Origin of the sequence: Streptomyces sp. NPDC048290, from assembly GCF_040652095.1 — a bacterium.
In the GTDB taxonomy this organism is placed as follows: domain Bacteria; phylum Actinomycetota; class Actinomycetes; order Streptomycetales; family Streptomycetaceae; genus Streptomyces.
The window spans coordinates 232481-247948 of sequence record NZ_JBEZLM010000006.1; the positions used below are offsets into that span (position 1 = coordinate 232481).

Annotated in this window: 13 protein-coding genes; 8 read left to right on the top strand and 5 right to left on the bottom strand. The window is 72.4% G+C overall.

What is annotated here, in order from left to right:
* Positions 1-44: 44 nt before the first annotated feature.
* The gene (locus AB0D49_RS12555; protein WP_362755804.1) at positions 45-698 is read right to left on the bottom strand and encodes a bifunctional DNA primase/polymerase; all 654 of its coding nucleotides are present in this window, start codon (positions 696-698) and stop codon (positions 45-47) included.
* Between the two features lie 369 nt (positions 699-1067).
* Here AB0D49_RS12555 and AB0D49_RS12560 point away from each other — a divergent pair, with 369 nt between their 5' ends.
* Together AB0D49_RS12560 and AB0D49_RS12565 are read left to right on the top strand one after the other, a co-directional pair.
* The gene (locus tag AB0D49_RS12560; RefSeq protein ID WP_362755209.1) at positions 1068-2453 is read left to right on the top strand and encodes a transcriptional regulator; all 1386 of its coding nucleotides are present in this window, start codon (positions 1068-1070) and stop codon (positions 2451-2453) included.
* Between the two features lie 202 nt (positions 2454-2655).
* Positions 2656-4527, top strand: coding sequence for a hypothetical protein (locus AB0D49_RS12565; protein WP_362755212.1), 1872 nt, complete (start codon positions 2656-2658; stop codon positions 4525-4527).
* 18 nt (positions 4528-4545) lie between these two features.
* Here the strand turns inward: AB0D49_RS12565 and AB0D49_RS12570 are convergent, their stop codons facing one another.
* The gene (locus AB0D49_RS12570) at positions 4546-5913 is read right to left on the bottom strand and encodes an ABC transporter substrate-binding protein (RefSeq protein WP_362755215.1); all 1368 of its coding nucleotides are present in this window, start codon (positions 5911-5913) and stop codon (positions 4546-4548) included.
* A 117-nt stretch (positions 5914-6030) separates the two neighbouring features.
* Between AB0D49_RS12570 and AB0D49_RS12575 the strand changes: the two genes are divergently transcribed.
* Both AB0D49_RS12575 and purU read left to right on the top strand, forming a co-directional pair.
* Positions 6031-6531 carry a hypothetical protein gene (locus AB0D49_RS12575; protein ID WP_362755218.1) on the top strand — a complete coding sequence of 167 codons (501 nt, stop codon included), beginning with the start codon at positions 6031-6033 and terminating at the stop codon, positions 6529-6531.
* Between the two features lie 72 nt (positions 6532-6603).
* Positions 6604-7488: a formyltetrahydrofolate deformylase gene (gene purU / locus AB0D49_RS12580; protein WP_362755222.1), complete on the top strand. Its 885-nt coding sequence runs from the start codon at positions 6604-6606 to the stop codon at positions 7486-7488.
* A 145-nt stretch (positions 7489-7633) separates the two neighbouring features.
* Here the strand turns inward: purU and AB0D49_RS12585 are convergent, their stop codons facing one another.
* Together AB0D49_RS12585 and AB0D49_RS12590 are read right to left on the bottom strand one after the other, a co-directional pair.
* Entirely contained in the window at positions 7634-8959 is a 1326-nt protein-coding gene (locus AB0D49_RS12585) for a zf-HC2 domain-containing protein (protein WP_362755225.1), read from the bottom strand.
* Positions 8956-9534: a sigma-70 family RNA polymerase sigma factor gene (locus tag AB0D49_RS12590; RefSeq protein WP_362755228.1), complete on the bottom strand. Its 579-nt coding sequence runs from the start codon at positions 9532-9534 to the stop codon at positions 8956-8958. The genes AB0D49_RS12585 and AB0D49_RS12590 overlap by 4 nt, the downstream gene beginning before the upstream one ends.
* A gap of 372 nt (positions 9535-9906) precedes the next feature.
* Between AB0D49_RS12590 and AB0D49_RS12595 the strand changes: the two genes are divergently transcribed.
* Complete coding sequence (locus AB0D49_RS12595) at positions 9907-10332, top strand: STAS domain-containing protein (RefSeq protein ID WP_362755231.1); 426 nt, start codon at positions 9907-9909, stop codon at positions 10330-10332.
* A gap of 147 nt (positions 10333-10479) precedes the next feature.
* A complete protein-coding gene (locus AB0D49_RS12600) occupies positions 10480-10992 on the top strand; it encodes an EF-hand domain-containing protein (protein ID WP_362755234.1) in 513 nt (170 codons plus the stop codon).
* Here AB0D49_RS12600 and AB0D49_RS12605 read toward each other — a convergent pair.
* Positions 10976-12646, bottom strand: coding sequence for an AMP-binding protein (locus AB0D49_RS12605; protein ID WP_362755237.1), 1671 nt, complete (start codon positions 12644-12646; stop codon positions 10976-10978). The two genes, AB0D49_RS12600 and AB0D49_RS12605, sit on opposite strands and share 17 nt — an antisense overlap.
* A gap of 224 nt (positions 12647-12870) precedes the next feature.
* Between AB0D49_RS12605 and AB0D49_RS12610 the strand changes: the two genes are divergently transcribed.
* A complete protein-coding gene (locus tag AB0D49_RS12610) occupies positions 12871-14127 on the top strand; it encodes an amidohydrolase family protein (RefSeq protein WP_362755240.1) in 1257 nt (418 codons plus the stop codon).
* Positions 14127-15263, top strand: coding sequence for an acyl-CoA dehydrogenase family protein (locus AB0D49_RS12615; RefSeq protein WP_362755243.1), 1137 nt, complete (start codon positions 14127-14129; stop codon positions 15261-15263). The genes AB0D49_RS12610 and AB0D49_RS12615 overlap by 1 nt, the downstream gene beginning before the upstream one ends.
* Positions 15264-15468 lie beyond the last annotated feature (205 nt).

A 15468-nucleotide genomic window follows, 5' to 3' on the forward strand; every position in this document is an offset into this window, starting at 1 on the left:
GACGGCCGCCGACACATGATCAACCCACCAACCAACGAACCGCGCTACCGATCCCTCCCGCACGCATAAGCAAGCGCCGAGATCATTTCCTCCGCATCCGGCAACCACCGATTCGCGGGCGTGGGCCGACAGGCCCACTGAACAGCCCCCCCGGACCCGAACCGCGTCGGCGGAGCCGCCACGTACCCGCCCTCACCGAGCGCGATCAGATCGAGCGACGACGGCAGCCACCCCAGCTTCCGCACCAGATCCGGAATCTTCACGGACCCCCCCGGCAGCACGAAGAACCGCATCCGCCGGTCCGGCGTCAGCGTCACCGGCCCGAGCGTCAGCTCCATCCGCTCCATCCGGGCGAGCGCCAGGAACCCCGCCGTCTCCGGCACGGAGATCGCGTCGAAGGTGCGCCCGGTCGGCAGCAGGATCGACGCGGTGGGCTGTTTCTGCCACATCCGGCGGGCGACGGTCGCGCTGCCGGTGGCCACGCTCGCCCAGTCGGGGCGCGCGGGATGCGCACCGGGCGCATCGCACGCCGGGTCGGCGCACGAGCAGCGCTGCACCCCGTCGACTGCTTCCAGCCAGGTGCCGGGGAACACGTCCCAGTGGCGCTCCTCGGCATACCGTACGGCTGTCTCCAGCAGGGATTCCCCGCGCTGTTGGGGGATTTGGGCGGCATCGGTGCCCGCGATCGTCTCTTCCACGCTCAACACAACTACCAGGCTAATCGCGGGTTACGGCTGTTGCGCGCGCCGGGGAGGGGCATCCGTACAGCGTCTGGGGCGCATGGGTGCACGGGTGGGGGCGCGCGGGAGGCTCCGCGGCGGGGCCTGGGTAGTCCCTTGTGGGGGCGTCATCCGCTTTTGACCCGGCAATCCTCGCATGTCTCGCATTAGCGGTATGTCCACTGGGCACTGATCTTCACAGCCGGAAACATTCGGCGCCTTCCCGTGGCAGAGACGGACGAGAGACCGGCGCGAGACGGGCGGGATGCGAAGAGTTCCGGTCGGAAAGTCACGTCAACCAGGTGCGCGGGCAAGCACCGTTGTCGCCAGAAAGCAGGGGGTAGGCCCATGGCCGCTAGGCCACTCGTCGCGCGGCAGCCCAATGAACGGCTGCAAGCGCTCATCCAGGAAGCGGGCTGCTCGAACGCAGGGCTCGCCCGCCGGGTCAACATGTGCGGTGCCGAGCACGGACTAGATCTCCGGTACGACAAGACGTCCGTGGCGCGCTGGCTGCGCGGACAGCAGCCGCGGGGCCGCGCCCCCGCGATCATCGCCGAGGCACTCGGCCGCAAGCTCGGCCGTACGGTCACGATCGACGAGATCGGCATGGCCAACGGCAAGAACCTCGCCTCGGGGGTCGGTCTCCAGTTCTCGCCGACAGTACTGGGAGCCATCGAGCAGGTCTGTGAGCTGTGGCGCAGCGACGTGGGGCGGCGGGACTTCCTGTCCGGCTCCTCCGTCGCCGCCTCCGCGCTGGTCGAACCCAGCCGGGACTGGCTGATCTCCACACCGGACACCCAGGTCGCCCGCTCGGCGGGACCGCGCGTGGGTCTGTCCGACGTGGCCGCCGTACGGGCCATGACCCAGGCCCTCGTCGACCTCGACCACCAGTACGGGAGCGGGCATGTGCGCCCGGTCGTCGTGCACTACCTCAACAGCGTCGTCTCCGGATTACTGGCCGGCTCCTACCGGGAGGCGGTCGGCCGGGAACTGTTCGCCGCGGTCGCGCGGTTGACCGAACTCGCCGGGTACATGGCCGTCGACACCGGCCAACCGGGGCTGGCCCAGCGCTACTACATCCAGGCGCTGCGTCTCGCCCAGGCCGCGGGCGACCGCGGGTACGGCGGATATGTGCTGGCCGCGTCCATGAGCCATCTCGCCGCCCAGCTCGGGAACCCGCGCGAGATCTCCCAGTTGGCGCGCGCCGCGCAGGAAGGGGCGCGCGGACAGGTCACACCGCGCGCGGAGGCGATGTTCCACGCCGCCGAGGCGCGTGGGCACGCGCTGCTCGGTGACGCGCGCTCCGCGCAGAACGCCGCCGGGCGGGCGGTCGCCGCGCTGGACCGGGTCGAACCGGACTCCGGGGACGACCCGGTGTGGATCGCGCACTTCGACGAGGCGTATCTCGCCGACGAGTTGGCGCACTGCCACCGTGACCTCGGCCAGGCCGACGCGGCGGCCCGGTGCGCCCAGGAGTCGCTGGACCGGCACGCCGTGAGCCGGGCGCGCAGACGGGCCATCGGCTATGTCCTGCTGGCCACCGCACAGGTGCAGAAACGCGAGATCGAGGAGGCGTGCAGCACCGGTCTGAAGGCCGTGGAACTGCTCGGTTCACTGCGCTCCAACCGGGGCGCCGAGTATCTGGAGGACTTCCAGCAGCGGCTGGAGCCGTACCGGGAGGAGCCGGTGGTCCGGGAGTTCGGGGCGCGGATGGATCTCCAGCAGGCCGCGTGAACGGTCCCCGGCGCGCCGGACGGACGCCCGGGGAACGCGGTCCGGGCGGACGGGAGGTGGCGTCGGGGCCGCGCGGCGGGCCCGTCGCGTAACGGCGGTCACAGGGCACGGTCCCCGTGCCCTGTGCTGCGTGGCACCGGGCTCGGAGGACCCGGTAGCGTGAGCCGACGATTCCGAAGGTCCCCCATTCGTAGGAGTCCCGGTGACGCAGAGTGGACAGGGCGAGGAGCCCTCGGCGCGGCCCGCGCACGAAGGCATCGTGCTGCCCTCCGACGGCGGTGAGCCCCTGCTTCCGGGGATGCTGAACCAGTCGGGCGGCCCCGCGCCGGTACCGCCCGGCGGCGGTGCGATACCCCCGGCGGCGCCCCCGGGCGCCCAGTCCTGGGAGCAGCCGTGGGGCCCGGACCGGCCGGGCGCCCCGCCCGCCGACCAGCCCTGGGGGACCCCGCCGCCCGCCGAGGGCCGCCCCTGGGGCGACGCCCAGTCCGACGCGGGCGCCTGGTCCGGCCCGCACCCGGGCCCACTGCCCCCGGAGGGCGCGCAGACATACGGCGGCCAGGGCTACGACGGCTCCCCGGCCGGGTACGGCGACGCCGGTCCCGGCGCCTACCAGGACGGGGCCTCCGGGTACGGCGCGAGCCCTGCCTATGACCCCGGTCCCGGCTACCCGGCGCAGTCGCAGTCGCAGCCGCAGTCGCCGTCGCACGGGGGCGCGCTGCCGTCCGTGCAGGACCAGGCGACGCGGTATCTGCCGCCGGTGCCCGGTGCGGGCGCGGGAGCGCTGCCACCCGGGGACGACGGCGCCACGCAGTTCATTCCGCCTGTCCCCGCCGGGGATTCGGCGGCGACGCAGTTCATTCCGCCGGTTCCGGCGGGGGATTCGGCGGCGACTCAGTTCATCCCGCCGGTCCCGGCCGGAGATTCCGCGGCGACGCAGTTCATTCCGCCTGTCCCCGCCGGGGATTCCGCGGCGACGCAGTTCATCCCGCCCGTTCCGTCCGTTCCGGCCGCGCCCGGCGGGGACGCTGCGGCCACGCAGTATCTGCCGCCGGTCGGGCCGGGCGCGCTGCCGCCCGAGGTGCCGCCGGGTGCGGCGCAGGCCCAGCCGTCCGCCGAGACCACCGCGTACCTGGGCACCGGCCCCCGGCAGCAGCAGCCCCAGCCGCAGCAGCCGCACCAGCAGCCGCAGGGCGCCGGGCACCCGGACGCCGAGGCCACGCAGTTCATCCCGCCGGTCACCGGCGGCGCGGGTCCCGCCGGGCCGCCCGCCGAGTTCGCCGGGCTCTTCCGGGACGAGCCCGCCCCCGCCACCCAGCAGCTTCCGCGCATCGACGCGCAGCCCGGCCGCCCCGCGCCCGCCGGGCCGTACGACGGCGGAGGCGGCCGTCGGCGGGCCGCCGGGCGGGGTGACGACGGGGGGCGCCGGAGCGGTCGCAGCGGATCGAAGGTGCCGATGCTCGCGGCCGTCGGCGTCGGGATCGTGGTCGTGGGGGTCGGCGCGGGCGCGCTGATGGGCGGTGGCGGGGGCGGTGCCGACCCGGCGCCGAGGACCGTGTCGGCGACCGCGCCCGAGACCGGCGCGGAGTCGGCGGCGCCGTCGCCGTCCGCCGACCCGGTGCGGGCCCAGGCCGAGGAACTGGACAAGCTGCTCGCCGACAGCGGCACCAGCCGTACGACGGTGATCAACGCGGTGGCGGACGTGAAGCAGTGCAAGGACCTCGGCAAGGCGGCGCGGGATCTGCGGGACGCCGCCGCGCAGCGCACCTCGCTGGTCACCCGGCTGTCGGGGATCTCCGTCGACCAGTTGCCCGAGCACGCCGCGCTGACCACCGCGCTGACCAAGGCGTGGCAGGCGTCCGCGTCGGCCGACGACCACTACGCGGCCTGGGCCGACCAGGTCGCGGGGGACAAGAAGTCCTGCCGCAAGGGCGGCCAGGCCAGGTCCACCGGCCAGACCCAGGCCGGGAACCGGGCCAGCGGCACCGCCACCGCCGAGAAGGAGAAGGCCGCGGCGCTGTGGAACGCCGTCGCCAAGCAGTACGGGCTGACCGAGCGGACCCCGACCCAGCTGTGAGCGGGCCGGGGCGGTGGCTCAGGTGACGGCGTTGGACAGGGTCTGCGTCACATCGATGAAACCGTTCCGGGCCGCGACCAGCTGGCCCTCGCGTACCACCTGGAGCGTGGCGTTGGCGTTGACCAGGCGCGGGAAGCCGACCGAGCCCAGCTTGTCGGAGAACTGCCAGCGCAGCGCCGGCGTCAGCCCCCCGGTGTCGATCGTGATCCCGGAGTCCAGGGTGCGGCGTACGGTGTCGGCGCTGACATCGCCGCCGCCGATCTTGTCGGCGACCGCCTTGAACACGGTGTAGGCGATCCAGGTGGTCTGCACGCCCGCGTCCCCGGTGTCGATCCGGGTGTCGGTGAACGCCTGCTCGCTGATCACCTTCTTCATCGCGTCCCAGCGCTTGTCCGTGGCCACCGGGTACCAACTGGTCACGTACGACCCCTCGTAGGGGCCGGACCGGCCGCCGGAGGCGTCGATGACGGTCTGGTCGACGCTGCCAAGGACGGTGCCGGTGGCCACCTCCGGGTACTCCTCGCGGACCCGGCGGAAGGAGTCCATGTAGGTGCTGGTGCGGTCGCCGAGCGCGGGGACGACACAGCCCCGCGCGGTCTCGTCGGCGGTGGCCCGGTCCAGCGCCTGCTGGGCCGCGCTGTTGTAGGCGGTGGCGTCCTCGGGGGCCCGGACGTCGGTGGCCTCCGGGTGGCCGCCGGTGGTCAGGCCCGCGTTGAGCAGCGGCGGCAGTTCGTCACCGGCGATGGTGTCCGGGCGGACCAGGACGGTCGCGTCGCACTGCTTGGCCAGCTCGTTGCCGAGCCCGGCCAGCAGCACCGGCTGACCGCCGTTGACCGGGTAGGACAGCGGGGAGGTGAACTCGGCGCTGGTGGTGCCGTAGCCGCCTATGTAGGGGATGCCGGAGCCTTCCAGGATGGGGAAGAACGAGTCGGCGTGCTGGCTGTACGAGCCGACGACGGCGACCGCCTGCTCCTTGACCGCGCGCCGGGCGCATTTGGCGGCGCCGACCCCGCTGTTGTCGTCGTTGCAGGTCAGCACGCGCAGCTTACGGCCGCCGAGGCCGCCGTTGGCGTTGATCCAGCGGGCGTAGGCGCTGGCGAAGGCCGGCATGCCCGGTTTGTTGGTCGCGTCGGTGTCCTCCGGGGCCCAGGTCATCACGGTGATGTCGGTGGAGTCCTCGCCGCCGGACAGGCCCGGGACGGCGCCGCAGCCGACGGTGAGGGAGGCACAGGCGAGCAGGGCGGCGGCCAGCCGGACGCCGGTGCGCGGGGGCCGCGCCGCCGGGCCGGCCACGGGCCCGGTCGTCCTACAGGAGGACGACGGTGAGGCGGGTGCGGCGGGTGAGGCGGAAGGGAAAGTGCTTCGGGGGAGGCGCCTGCCGGTCATGGTTCTGCACGATTCCGCCACATCGCTAACCAGAGCGTGACCCTTGGTCAATACCTGGTGACGCGCAGGTGAATTACGGGGGGCGATGCGGGGTCGGCGGCGAGGAACGTACGATCGGTGACCGTGCAAGGTTCGGAGAACACTTCCCGTCGCGGCCGTCGCTCCTCCACCATGGGCGGCATGCCGCTCAACGACATGCCGTGGTGGCGCTGGCGCAGCAATGTGCGCTCCGCGCTGCACATGCTCTCCGACCCGGTGTTCCAGCGGGACGTCTGGCTGGCCGGTACCGAGGGGTACGGGGACGTCACCGACGCCGTGTACCGCCTGGTCGAGGACACCTGGCTGGACAACTGGTCCGCCGAGAAATACGTCGGCACGATATTCCGCGACTCGCAGGAGGCGGCGCTCGTCGACACCGCGGTGCTGCGGGTGCTGCGGATCATGCACCAGGTCGGCCCGGACGCGCCGGTCTCCTCGTACGTCGAGCATCCCGCCTGGCCGGAAGCGGTCCGTGCGGCGCGGGACGCGCATGTGCGGATGGCCGTGAGCGACGGGGAGGACCCGGACGCGCCGCCGCGGACGCTGGAAGTGCTGCGGATCATGACCCGCTCGGCGTGACCCTCCCCGCCCCGGTGGGGCGGGCGTGGACGCCGGGCTGTCCGGGGGCCCGGATATGGGACCCTGTGCTGCATGAACGAGCAGCCCCCCAGCCGAGCCGCGGCGCTCGGCGACCAGTACGTCCTCACGCTCTCCTGCCCGGACAAGCAGGGCATCGTGCACGCCGTGTCGAGCTATCTCTTCATGACCGGCTGCAACATCGAGGACAGCCAGCAGTTCGGTGACCATGACACGGGGCTGTTCTTCATGCGGGTGCACTTCTCGGCGGAGCCGCCGGTCACGGTGGACAAGCTGCGGGCCAGCTTCGCGGCGATCGGGGACTCCTTCCAGATGGACTGGCAGATCCACCGGGCCGACGAGAAGATGCGGGTCGTGCTCATGGTCAGCAAGTTCGGGCACTGTCTGAACGATCTGCTGTTCCGGGCCCGGATCGGGGCGCTGCCGGTCGAGATCGCGGCGGTGGTCTCCAACCACACGGACTTCGCCGAACTGGTGGGTTCGTACGACGTTCCCTTCCATCACATTCCGGTCACCCGGGACACCAAGGCGGAGGCGGAGGCGCGGCTGCTGGAGATCGTCCGGGAGGAGGGCGTGGAGCTGGTCGTGCTGGCGCGTTATATGCAGGTGCTCTCCGACGACCTGTGCAAGCAGCTGAACGGGCGGATCATCAACATCCACCACTCCTTCCTGCCGAGCTTCAAGGGCGCGAAGCCTTATCACCAGGCTCATGCGCGGGGTGTGAAGCTGATCGGGGCGACGGCGCACTATGTGACCGCGGATCTCGACGAGGGGCCGATCATCGAGCAGGAGGTCGAGCGGGTGGGGCATGGTGTCACCCCGGATCAGCTGGTGGCGGTGGGGCGGGATGTCGAGTGCCAGGCGCTGGCGCGGGCCGTGAAGTGGCATGCGGAGCGGAGGATTCTGCTGAACGGACGCCGGACGGTGGTGTTCGCGTAACGGGGGTTTCGGGTGCGGGTGGGGCGGCGCAGGGGGCGTTGACCTGCCCCTGCGTTTCGATCGCACCCTTCACTTTCACTCCTGTGCGCGGTTCCCCGCGCCCCTGAAAGCGTCCCCCTCCCCGCCCCCGAAAGCCCCCGGCGTTCTACAAGCGGCTCAAGCTCGCCGTTGCGTACAGGAGTTCCTTGATCGCGGTGCGGTCGCCGGACTGGCCCGCGACCGCCTCCTCCGGCTCCATCCGCCCCGCGGCGAGATGGCAGAACTCCACCCCGTCCAGCGCCACATGCGCCACCTCGTGCGCCGACGACCCCACCGCCGCCGGAGAGTCCAGCGGCACCAGCCACTCCCCGCCGCCCGACCCCTCGATCTCCAGCCGCACACTGCGCCCCGGCTCGCCCGCCGCCACCAGATGCCGTACCGAGTCCCCCGGTCCCGACAGCCCGGCCCGCCGACGCGCGGCCAGGGAGGTCGGCAGCATGCGTGCCGCCAGGTCGACCATGTCGTGCAGATGGCGAGGCGCGGGCGGGTCGTAGGGATAGTCGACCGCCTCCGCGATGTCCTCCGCGTGCACCCAGCACTCGAACGCCCGGTCGGTCATCGCATCGTGCAGCGGCAGCGCGAAATCGCCGTACGACACCGGGAGGCGACCCGCGCCGCCGCCGGTGAACGCCACCGTCCGGACGATCCCGTGCACCTGCTCCCGCCACGGTCCGCGCACCGAGCGGGTGGGCGGGAAGTGCGACGCCTTCCAGTACGCCTCGGTCCGCCCCGCCGGGGTCGTGACCCCCTGCGGTGCCTTGCCCAGCGGGTCGGTCAGGCCGAGCGCCAGCGCGATCAGACCGTCGACGGCCATCAGATGGGCGATGACCCCGGCGACCGTGGTCCGCCGGCTGGCCTGCGCCACCCCGTCGAACCACCGCAGCCGCACCGGAGCGTGCCACTCCGCGTCCCCGAAGTCCTGGAGCAGCGCGTCCAGCCGCGCGGCCTCGGCGTCGAACGGCTTCGCCCAGGACGGGATCGGGATGCGCGGCGGGCGGCGGTCGAGACAGTGGTCGAGGACCCGGGTGCGCAGCGCCGGGTCCAGGTCGAGGGACTCCGGCGGGTGCAGCAGTCCGACCGCCTCACGCAGCCGCAGCGCCTCGTCGGCGCAGGTCCCGCACGAGCCGAGGTGCTCCTCGACGGCCCTGGCCTCGTCCGCCGAGCACGCGGCCAGCGCCCACGCGCCGAGCAGCGACTTCAGCACCCGGTGGCTCAGCGCGGGCGGCGGCGCGGACAGGTCGGGGAGCGGACCGCCGTCCTCCACGGCGGCGCGGGGCAGGGGTATACGGGGCGTGCGGTCGCCGGACCCCGTGCCGGGGCCGGAGGCGTCCGCGCCGTCGGACGAGAACGCGTCGTCGTCCCGCTTGCGCCGGTCCCCGGGTTCGCCGGGGTCCTCGCCGCCCGGTCCGCCGCGCTCGTCGTACGCGCTCACGCCGCACCTCCGTAGCCGGGCGGGGTGCCGGGGTTCCCGGCGTCGTGGGCGGTGGCGAGCAGTTGGAGGCCGAGGCGCAGCCGGCGCCGGGCCTCGTCCTCGGTGACGCCGAGGTCGGTCGCGGTCTGGCGGTAGTCACGGCGCTGGAAGTAGGCCAGTTCCAGCGCGGCCCGCAGGGGCGCCGGCATCGACTGCACGATGTAGTCGGCGCGGGCGGCGACGGAGGCGCTGCGGACCGTGCGCTCCAGTTCCTCCGCGCTGGTGTCGCCGTCGGCGAGGGCGGCGGACTCGGTGGCGCGCAGCCGCTGCACGGCGAACCGGTGGGTGAGCGCGGCCACCCAGGTGCGCAGCGGACCCTGCTTGGGGTCGTAGCTGTCGGGGTGCTCCCAGACATGGGCGAAGACCTGGCGCGTGACGCCGTCGGCCCCGCGCTCGTCGTCCAGCACCCGGTGGGCCAGCCCGTGCACCAGCGAGGCGAAGCGGTCGTACAGCTCGCCGAGGGCCGCGGCCTCCCCGCGGGCGAGCCGTTGCTGCATCTTGCGGTCCCAGCGCAGTGGTGTGCCCTTCTGCGCCATGCGGCCCCTTTCCCGTGCCGATGTCCGTGCCGTGATCAGCGTGCGCCTGCCTTGGTCTCGAATGTAGTCGGCACGTCTGACCACGCACGCCCCTTTGTGGCAACGCACGCCCCTAGGGGGTGTCTGACGGATGTCCGGCGACCTTTCGTACACCTCACGGCTTCTGTCTTGCCTACCCACCGACTGAATGATCAGACGCTCTACAAATACGATCGAACAGGATCGAAGTCGACTGAAACAAGCCTTTCTCGACGACTCTTCGTTTTCGCGAGAGCGTTTCAGGGAACGGCGGCTGGGCAGCCGTGCGGCAGGGAGGCGTGGGAACGGCTTCCGGTTGCCTGGCGGTCCGGGGCTTTCTGGCGAGCGAAGGGCATGGTGGTGGCGTTCAAGGTGACCGGCGATGAGCACGGTGATTGGACCGTGCTCCGGGTGTCGGGCGAGCTGGACCTGGTGTCCTCACCGCTGCTGCGGCAGCGGGTGCACGAGGCGGTCGCCGAGGGACGTCGCCAGGTCGTGGTCGACCTCTCCGACGTGGTCTTCTGCGACTCCAGCGGGGTCGGCGTACTGATCGCCACCCGTCGGCTGCTGCGCTCCTGCCAGGGACGGCTGCGGCTGATCCTGCCCGCCGACGGGATGGACGCCGGGCCCGGCGGGGCCCATGTCAACCGGGTGATCAACGCCCTGGGGGTGCGCAGACTCTTCGACGTCCAGCACGACATCACCAGCGCCGTCACCCAGGGTGAGCAGACCGGCGCCGAAGGTACCGGCACCGGGGCGCCCCGCACCCTGTCGGCCTGACCGCGTGGGGCCCGCCCCGGCCACACCGTTGTTCTAAAATTCCCCCGGTCCTGGCACAACCGTCGTTTTCCCGCTCCGCGAGCCCCCGGGACGTCGTACGCTCCAGCACGGATGCACCCCACGTGACGTAAGGCGGCCCGAAAAGACATGGTCAGCAGCGAGTACGAGCGCAGGATCGCGGCCCGGTTCGCCACCTTCGACCAGGACGGCAACGGCTATATCGACCGGGAGGACTTCAGCGGCGCGGCCAAGGCGCTGCTCGCGGAGTTCACCACGGCGGCCCGCTCCGACAAGGGCCAGGCCCTGTACGGCGGCGCGGAGGCGTTCTGGCAGGGCATGGCCGGGATAGCGGACCGGGACGGCGATCAGCGGATCAGCCGCGAGGAGTTCGTCAGCAGCGCTGTCAAGCGGCTGCGCGACAACCCCGACCGGTTCGCCGAGATCGCCCGGCCCTTCCTGCACGCGGCCCTCGCGGTCGCGGACGGTGACGGCGACGGCTCCGCGTCCGTCGACGACACCGTGCGGGTACTGCGCATCCTGGGCGTCAAGGACGATCTCTGCCGTACGGCCGCCAGCGCGCTGGACACGGATGGCGACGGCCGGGTCGGCGAGGAGGAGGTCGTCCAGGCGTTCGCCCGGTACTTCACGGTCCCGGAGTAGCCACGTCGTCCGCTCCGCGGGGGGAGCGGGATGAGTGGGGGGACTGAGAGGCGCGGGGAGACTGAGAGGTCTGGGGTGAGTGGGAGGCGCGGGGGGTGCCCGCCGCCTCCGCCCCCGGCCCTGTCTCCGCTTCCCCTTCCCGTTCCGCCCCGGTCCCCGTCCCGTAGCGCTCGCGGAGCTTGTACTTGAGGACCTTGCGCAGGGTCTCCCCGCGCGGGAGGGCGTCCACCACCTCCAGCCGCTCCGGCAGCTTGTGCGGTGCGAGCCCTTCCGCGCGCAGATACGACGTCATGGCCGCCGCCGTGAGCGGCTCCGCCCCCGGTGGCCGTTCCACCACCGCGCAGACCAGTTCGCCGCGCTCGGCGTCCGGCAGCCCGATCACCGCCACATCGGCGACCGCCGGATGGCGGTGCAGCAGATCCTCGATCTCCTGGGCCGAGATGTTCTCCCCCTTGCGGATGATCACGTCCTTGAGGCGGCCGGTCAGCACCAGGTGCCCGCTCTCGGTGAGCCGTCCCAGGTCGCCGGTCCGCAGGAACCCGTCCGCGTCGAACGCGGCGGCCGTCTGCGCCGCGTCCAGATAGCCCCGGCACACCGCCTCCCCACGCAGCCGCACCTCCCCGTCCACGATCCGCACCTCCATCGCGGACGGCGGTCTGCCCTCGGTCGTCGCCAGGTTCTCGGGCGTGTCGTCCGGGTCGCCCATGGTGATCATCGGCACCTCGGTCATCCCGTAGCCGTGGGTGAGCCGGACGTCCATCTCGCGCACCACCGCGTGGTACAGCTCCGGCGGCTTGGGCGCCCCGCCGCCCGCGAGCAGCCGCAGCGTCGGGATCACCTTGGTGCCGGGCTGTTTGCGCTGCTCGGCGAGGAACATCGCGTAGAAGGCCGTCGAACCGCCCGCCACCGTCACCCCGTGCCGCCGGTACTCGGCCAGCGCCTCCGGCAGCGCGAACCGCTCGAACAGCACCACCGGGAAGCCGTACAGCAGCACCATCACCAGATAGTCCGGTCCGCCGATATGGGCGTACGGGAAGGCGATCGAGCCGATGTCGGCGGGGGTCGGGCGCAGTGCGTGCGCCAGGCAGGAGCCGCCCGCGAGCAGTGAACGGTCGGTGTGCAGCACGCCCTTGGGGTCGGAGGTGGTGCCCGAGGTCCAGTAGATCCAGCGCACGGCGGTGCCGTCGGCGGGCGGTGGGGGCAGTACGGCGGGGTCGCCGTCGGGCAGGTCGTCGTAGACCTCGAAGACGCCCTTGGCGCCCAGGGTGCGGGCCAGCGCGGTGTGGTCGAAGCCGCGCCAGGTGCCCGGTACCGCGAAGAACTCCGCCCCGGACTCGCGCAGCGCGAAGCCGACCTCCCGTTCCCGGTAGAACGGGATGACCGGCGACTGGACGGCCCCGAGGCGGGCCAGCGCGAAGGAGAGCAGGACTGTCTCGATCCGGGTGGGCAGTTGCCAGGCGACGACCGTGCCGGGCCGTACGCCCCTCCTGTACAGCCCGGCCGCCGTCCGCTCCGCGCGGTCGCGCAGGGCGCCGAAGGTCAGGGTGCGGTCCTCCTGGAGCAGGGCCGGGTGGTCGGGGGTGCGGTCGGCGCGGGCGGCGAGCAGATCCCACAGGGTGCGGGAGGCGTCCAGCGCGGGTGCGGTGTCGGTCACGGGGCCCCCTGTGCGACGACGGAGAACTGACGGATCGTCAGTTCGTGCCGTGAGCGTAGGGCTCCGTGCCTTGTCGGTCCAGGGGTGCGGGACTAGCCTGCTCCTCTAGCTGTTTCTGACGACCCATCAGATCGGGCGGGGTCGAACCCGGACACGGTCCATCAGATCCCGTCCATCAGATCCCGTCCGGCCCAGCCCGGACCGAGCCGCCCGGCGGAGGACCCATGGCGACCGAGACCACCCCGTCCACCTCGTCCACCCCTTCCGCGGGGCCCGGTGACGCCACCGGGCTGCCCCGCATCGTCAGCGTCGACGACCATGTCATCGAGCCCGCGCACCTCTTCGAGCGGTGGCTGCCGCGCAAGTACCACGACCGCGGGCCGCGCCCGCTGACCGCCGGGATCGGCGAACTCGCCTACGTCGGCGGCAAGTACCAGATCACCATGGACCCCGCCGGACAGCTCACCGACTGGTGGATCTACGAGGATCTGAAGTTCCCGTACAAGCGCAACATCGCCGCCGTCGGATTCGACCGGGACGAGATGACCCTGGAGGGCATCACCCGCGAGCAGATGCGCCCCGGCTGCTGGGACCCCGCCGAGCGGCTCAAGGACATGGACCTCAACCATGTCGAGGCGTCGCTGTGCTTCCCGACCTTCCCGCGCTTCTGCGGCCAGACCTTCGCCGAGGCGCACGACAAGGAGGTCGCCCTCGCCTGTGTGCGCGCCTACAACGACTGGATGGTCGAGGAGTGGTGCGGGGACAGCGGGGGGCGGCTCATCCCACTGTGCCTGATCCCGCTGTGGGACGTGGACCTCGCCGTCGCCGAGATCCGCCGCAACGCCGCACGGGGGGTCCGCGCGGTGACGTTCTCCGAGATCCCCACCCATCTGGGGCTGCCGTCCATCCACTCCGGCCACTGGGACCCGTTCTTCGCGGCCTGCCAGGACACCGGCACGGTCGTCAACATGCACATCGGGTCCTCGTCCCAGATGCCCGCCGCGTCGCCGGACGCCCCGCCCGCCGTCCAGGCGTCGCTGTCCTTCAACAACGCCATGGCCTCGATGATGGACTTCCTCTTCAGCGGTGTCCTGGTGCGCTTCCCCCGGCTCACGCTCGCCTACTCCGAGGGCCAGATGGGCTGGGTCCCGTACGCCCTGGAGCGCGCCGACGACGTCTGGGAGGAGCACCGCGCGTGGGGCGGCGTCCGCGATCTGATCCCCGAACCGCCCTCCACGTACTACTACCGGCAGATCTACTGCTGCTTCTTCCGGGACAAGCACGGCGTCGCCTCGATCGACGTCGTCGGCCGGGACAACGCCACCTTCGAGACCGACTACCCGCACGTCGACTCGACCTTCCCGCACACCAGGGAGGTCGCCCTCGACCATGTGAAGGGCCTGGACGAGGAGACCGTCTACAAGCTGATGCGCGGCAACGCCATCCGTATGCTCGGCCTCGACCTGGACCGGGGGCGCTAGTGGAGCTGGCCTACACCGACGAGGAGGAGGACTTCCGGGCCCGGCTGCGCGCCTGGCTCGCCCACGTCCTGCCCGGCCTCCCGCCCAAGCCGCCCCCCGACGACTGGCCCGCCCGCCGCGCCTACGACCTCGGCTGGCAGCGGACGCTCCACGACGCCGGGTACGCGGACGTGCACTGGGACGCCTCGCCGACCACCCGGCTGATCTTCCTGGAGGAGACCGAGATCGCGGGCGCCCCGTATGTGGGCGCCAACTTCGTCGGACTGCTCCACGCCGGGCCCACCATCGCCGCCGAGGGCACCGCCGAGCAGCGGGCGCGCTGGCTCGGCCCCATCCTGCGCGGCGAGGAGGTGTGGTGCCAGGGCTTCAGCGAACCCGACGCCGGGTCCGACCTCGCCGCCCTGCGCACCCGCGCCCACCGCGACGGCGACTCCTACGTGGTGTCCGGCAGCAAGATCTGGACCTCCCACGCGGAGGTCGCCGACTGGTGCGAGCTGCTGGTGCGCACCGATCCCGAGGCGCCCCGGCACCGGGGCATCAGCTGGCTCGCCCTCCCCATGGACACGCCCGGCATCACCGTACGGCCGCTGCGCACGCTCGCCGGGTCCGCCGAGTTCGCCGAGATGTTCCTCGACGAGGTCCGCGTCCCGGTCGGCCACCGGGTCGGCGCCGAGCACGACGGCTGGCGGGTGACCATGGTGACGCTCTCCTTCGAACGCGGCACGGCCTTCGTCGGGGAGGTCGTCGCCTGCCGCCGGGTGCTCGGCGAACTCGCCCGCGCGGCCCGCGAGAACGGCCGCTGGGACGACCCGGGGCTGCGGCGGCGGCTCGGGGTCCTGAACGCCGAGTTCCGCGCGCTGTGGCGGCTCACGCAGTGGAACGTCAGCGCGGCGGAGGCGTCCTCGCGCGGGGTGCCGGGCGTGGGCGGCTCGGTCTTCAAGCTGCGGTACTCGCACGCCCGCCAGGAGCTGTACGACACGGCCGCGGAGGTGCTCGGACCGGACGCGCTCGACCTGGACCGCGCCTGGACGCTCGACCGGCTGTCGTCCCTGTCGTACACGATCGCCGCCGGGACGTCCCAGATCCAGCGGAACATCGTGGCCGAACGGATCCTGGGCCTGCCCAAGGGGAGGTAGGGGGCGGGGCGGTAGGGAGCCGGGAGGGGTGCGGAGGGGTGGGGAGGGGGTGGGGGGCTGGTGGTGAGGTGGTTGGGGTGGTCGGGGGAGTTGGGGCGAGCGGGGCGAGCGGGGCGAGCAGGACGAGTGGGGCGAGTGGGGCGGTCCAGAGGGGCGGCTGAGAAGGACGGTTCAGGCGGACGGTTGAGGCGGATGGCTCAGAAGG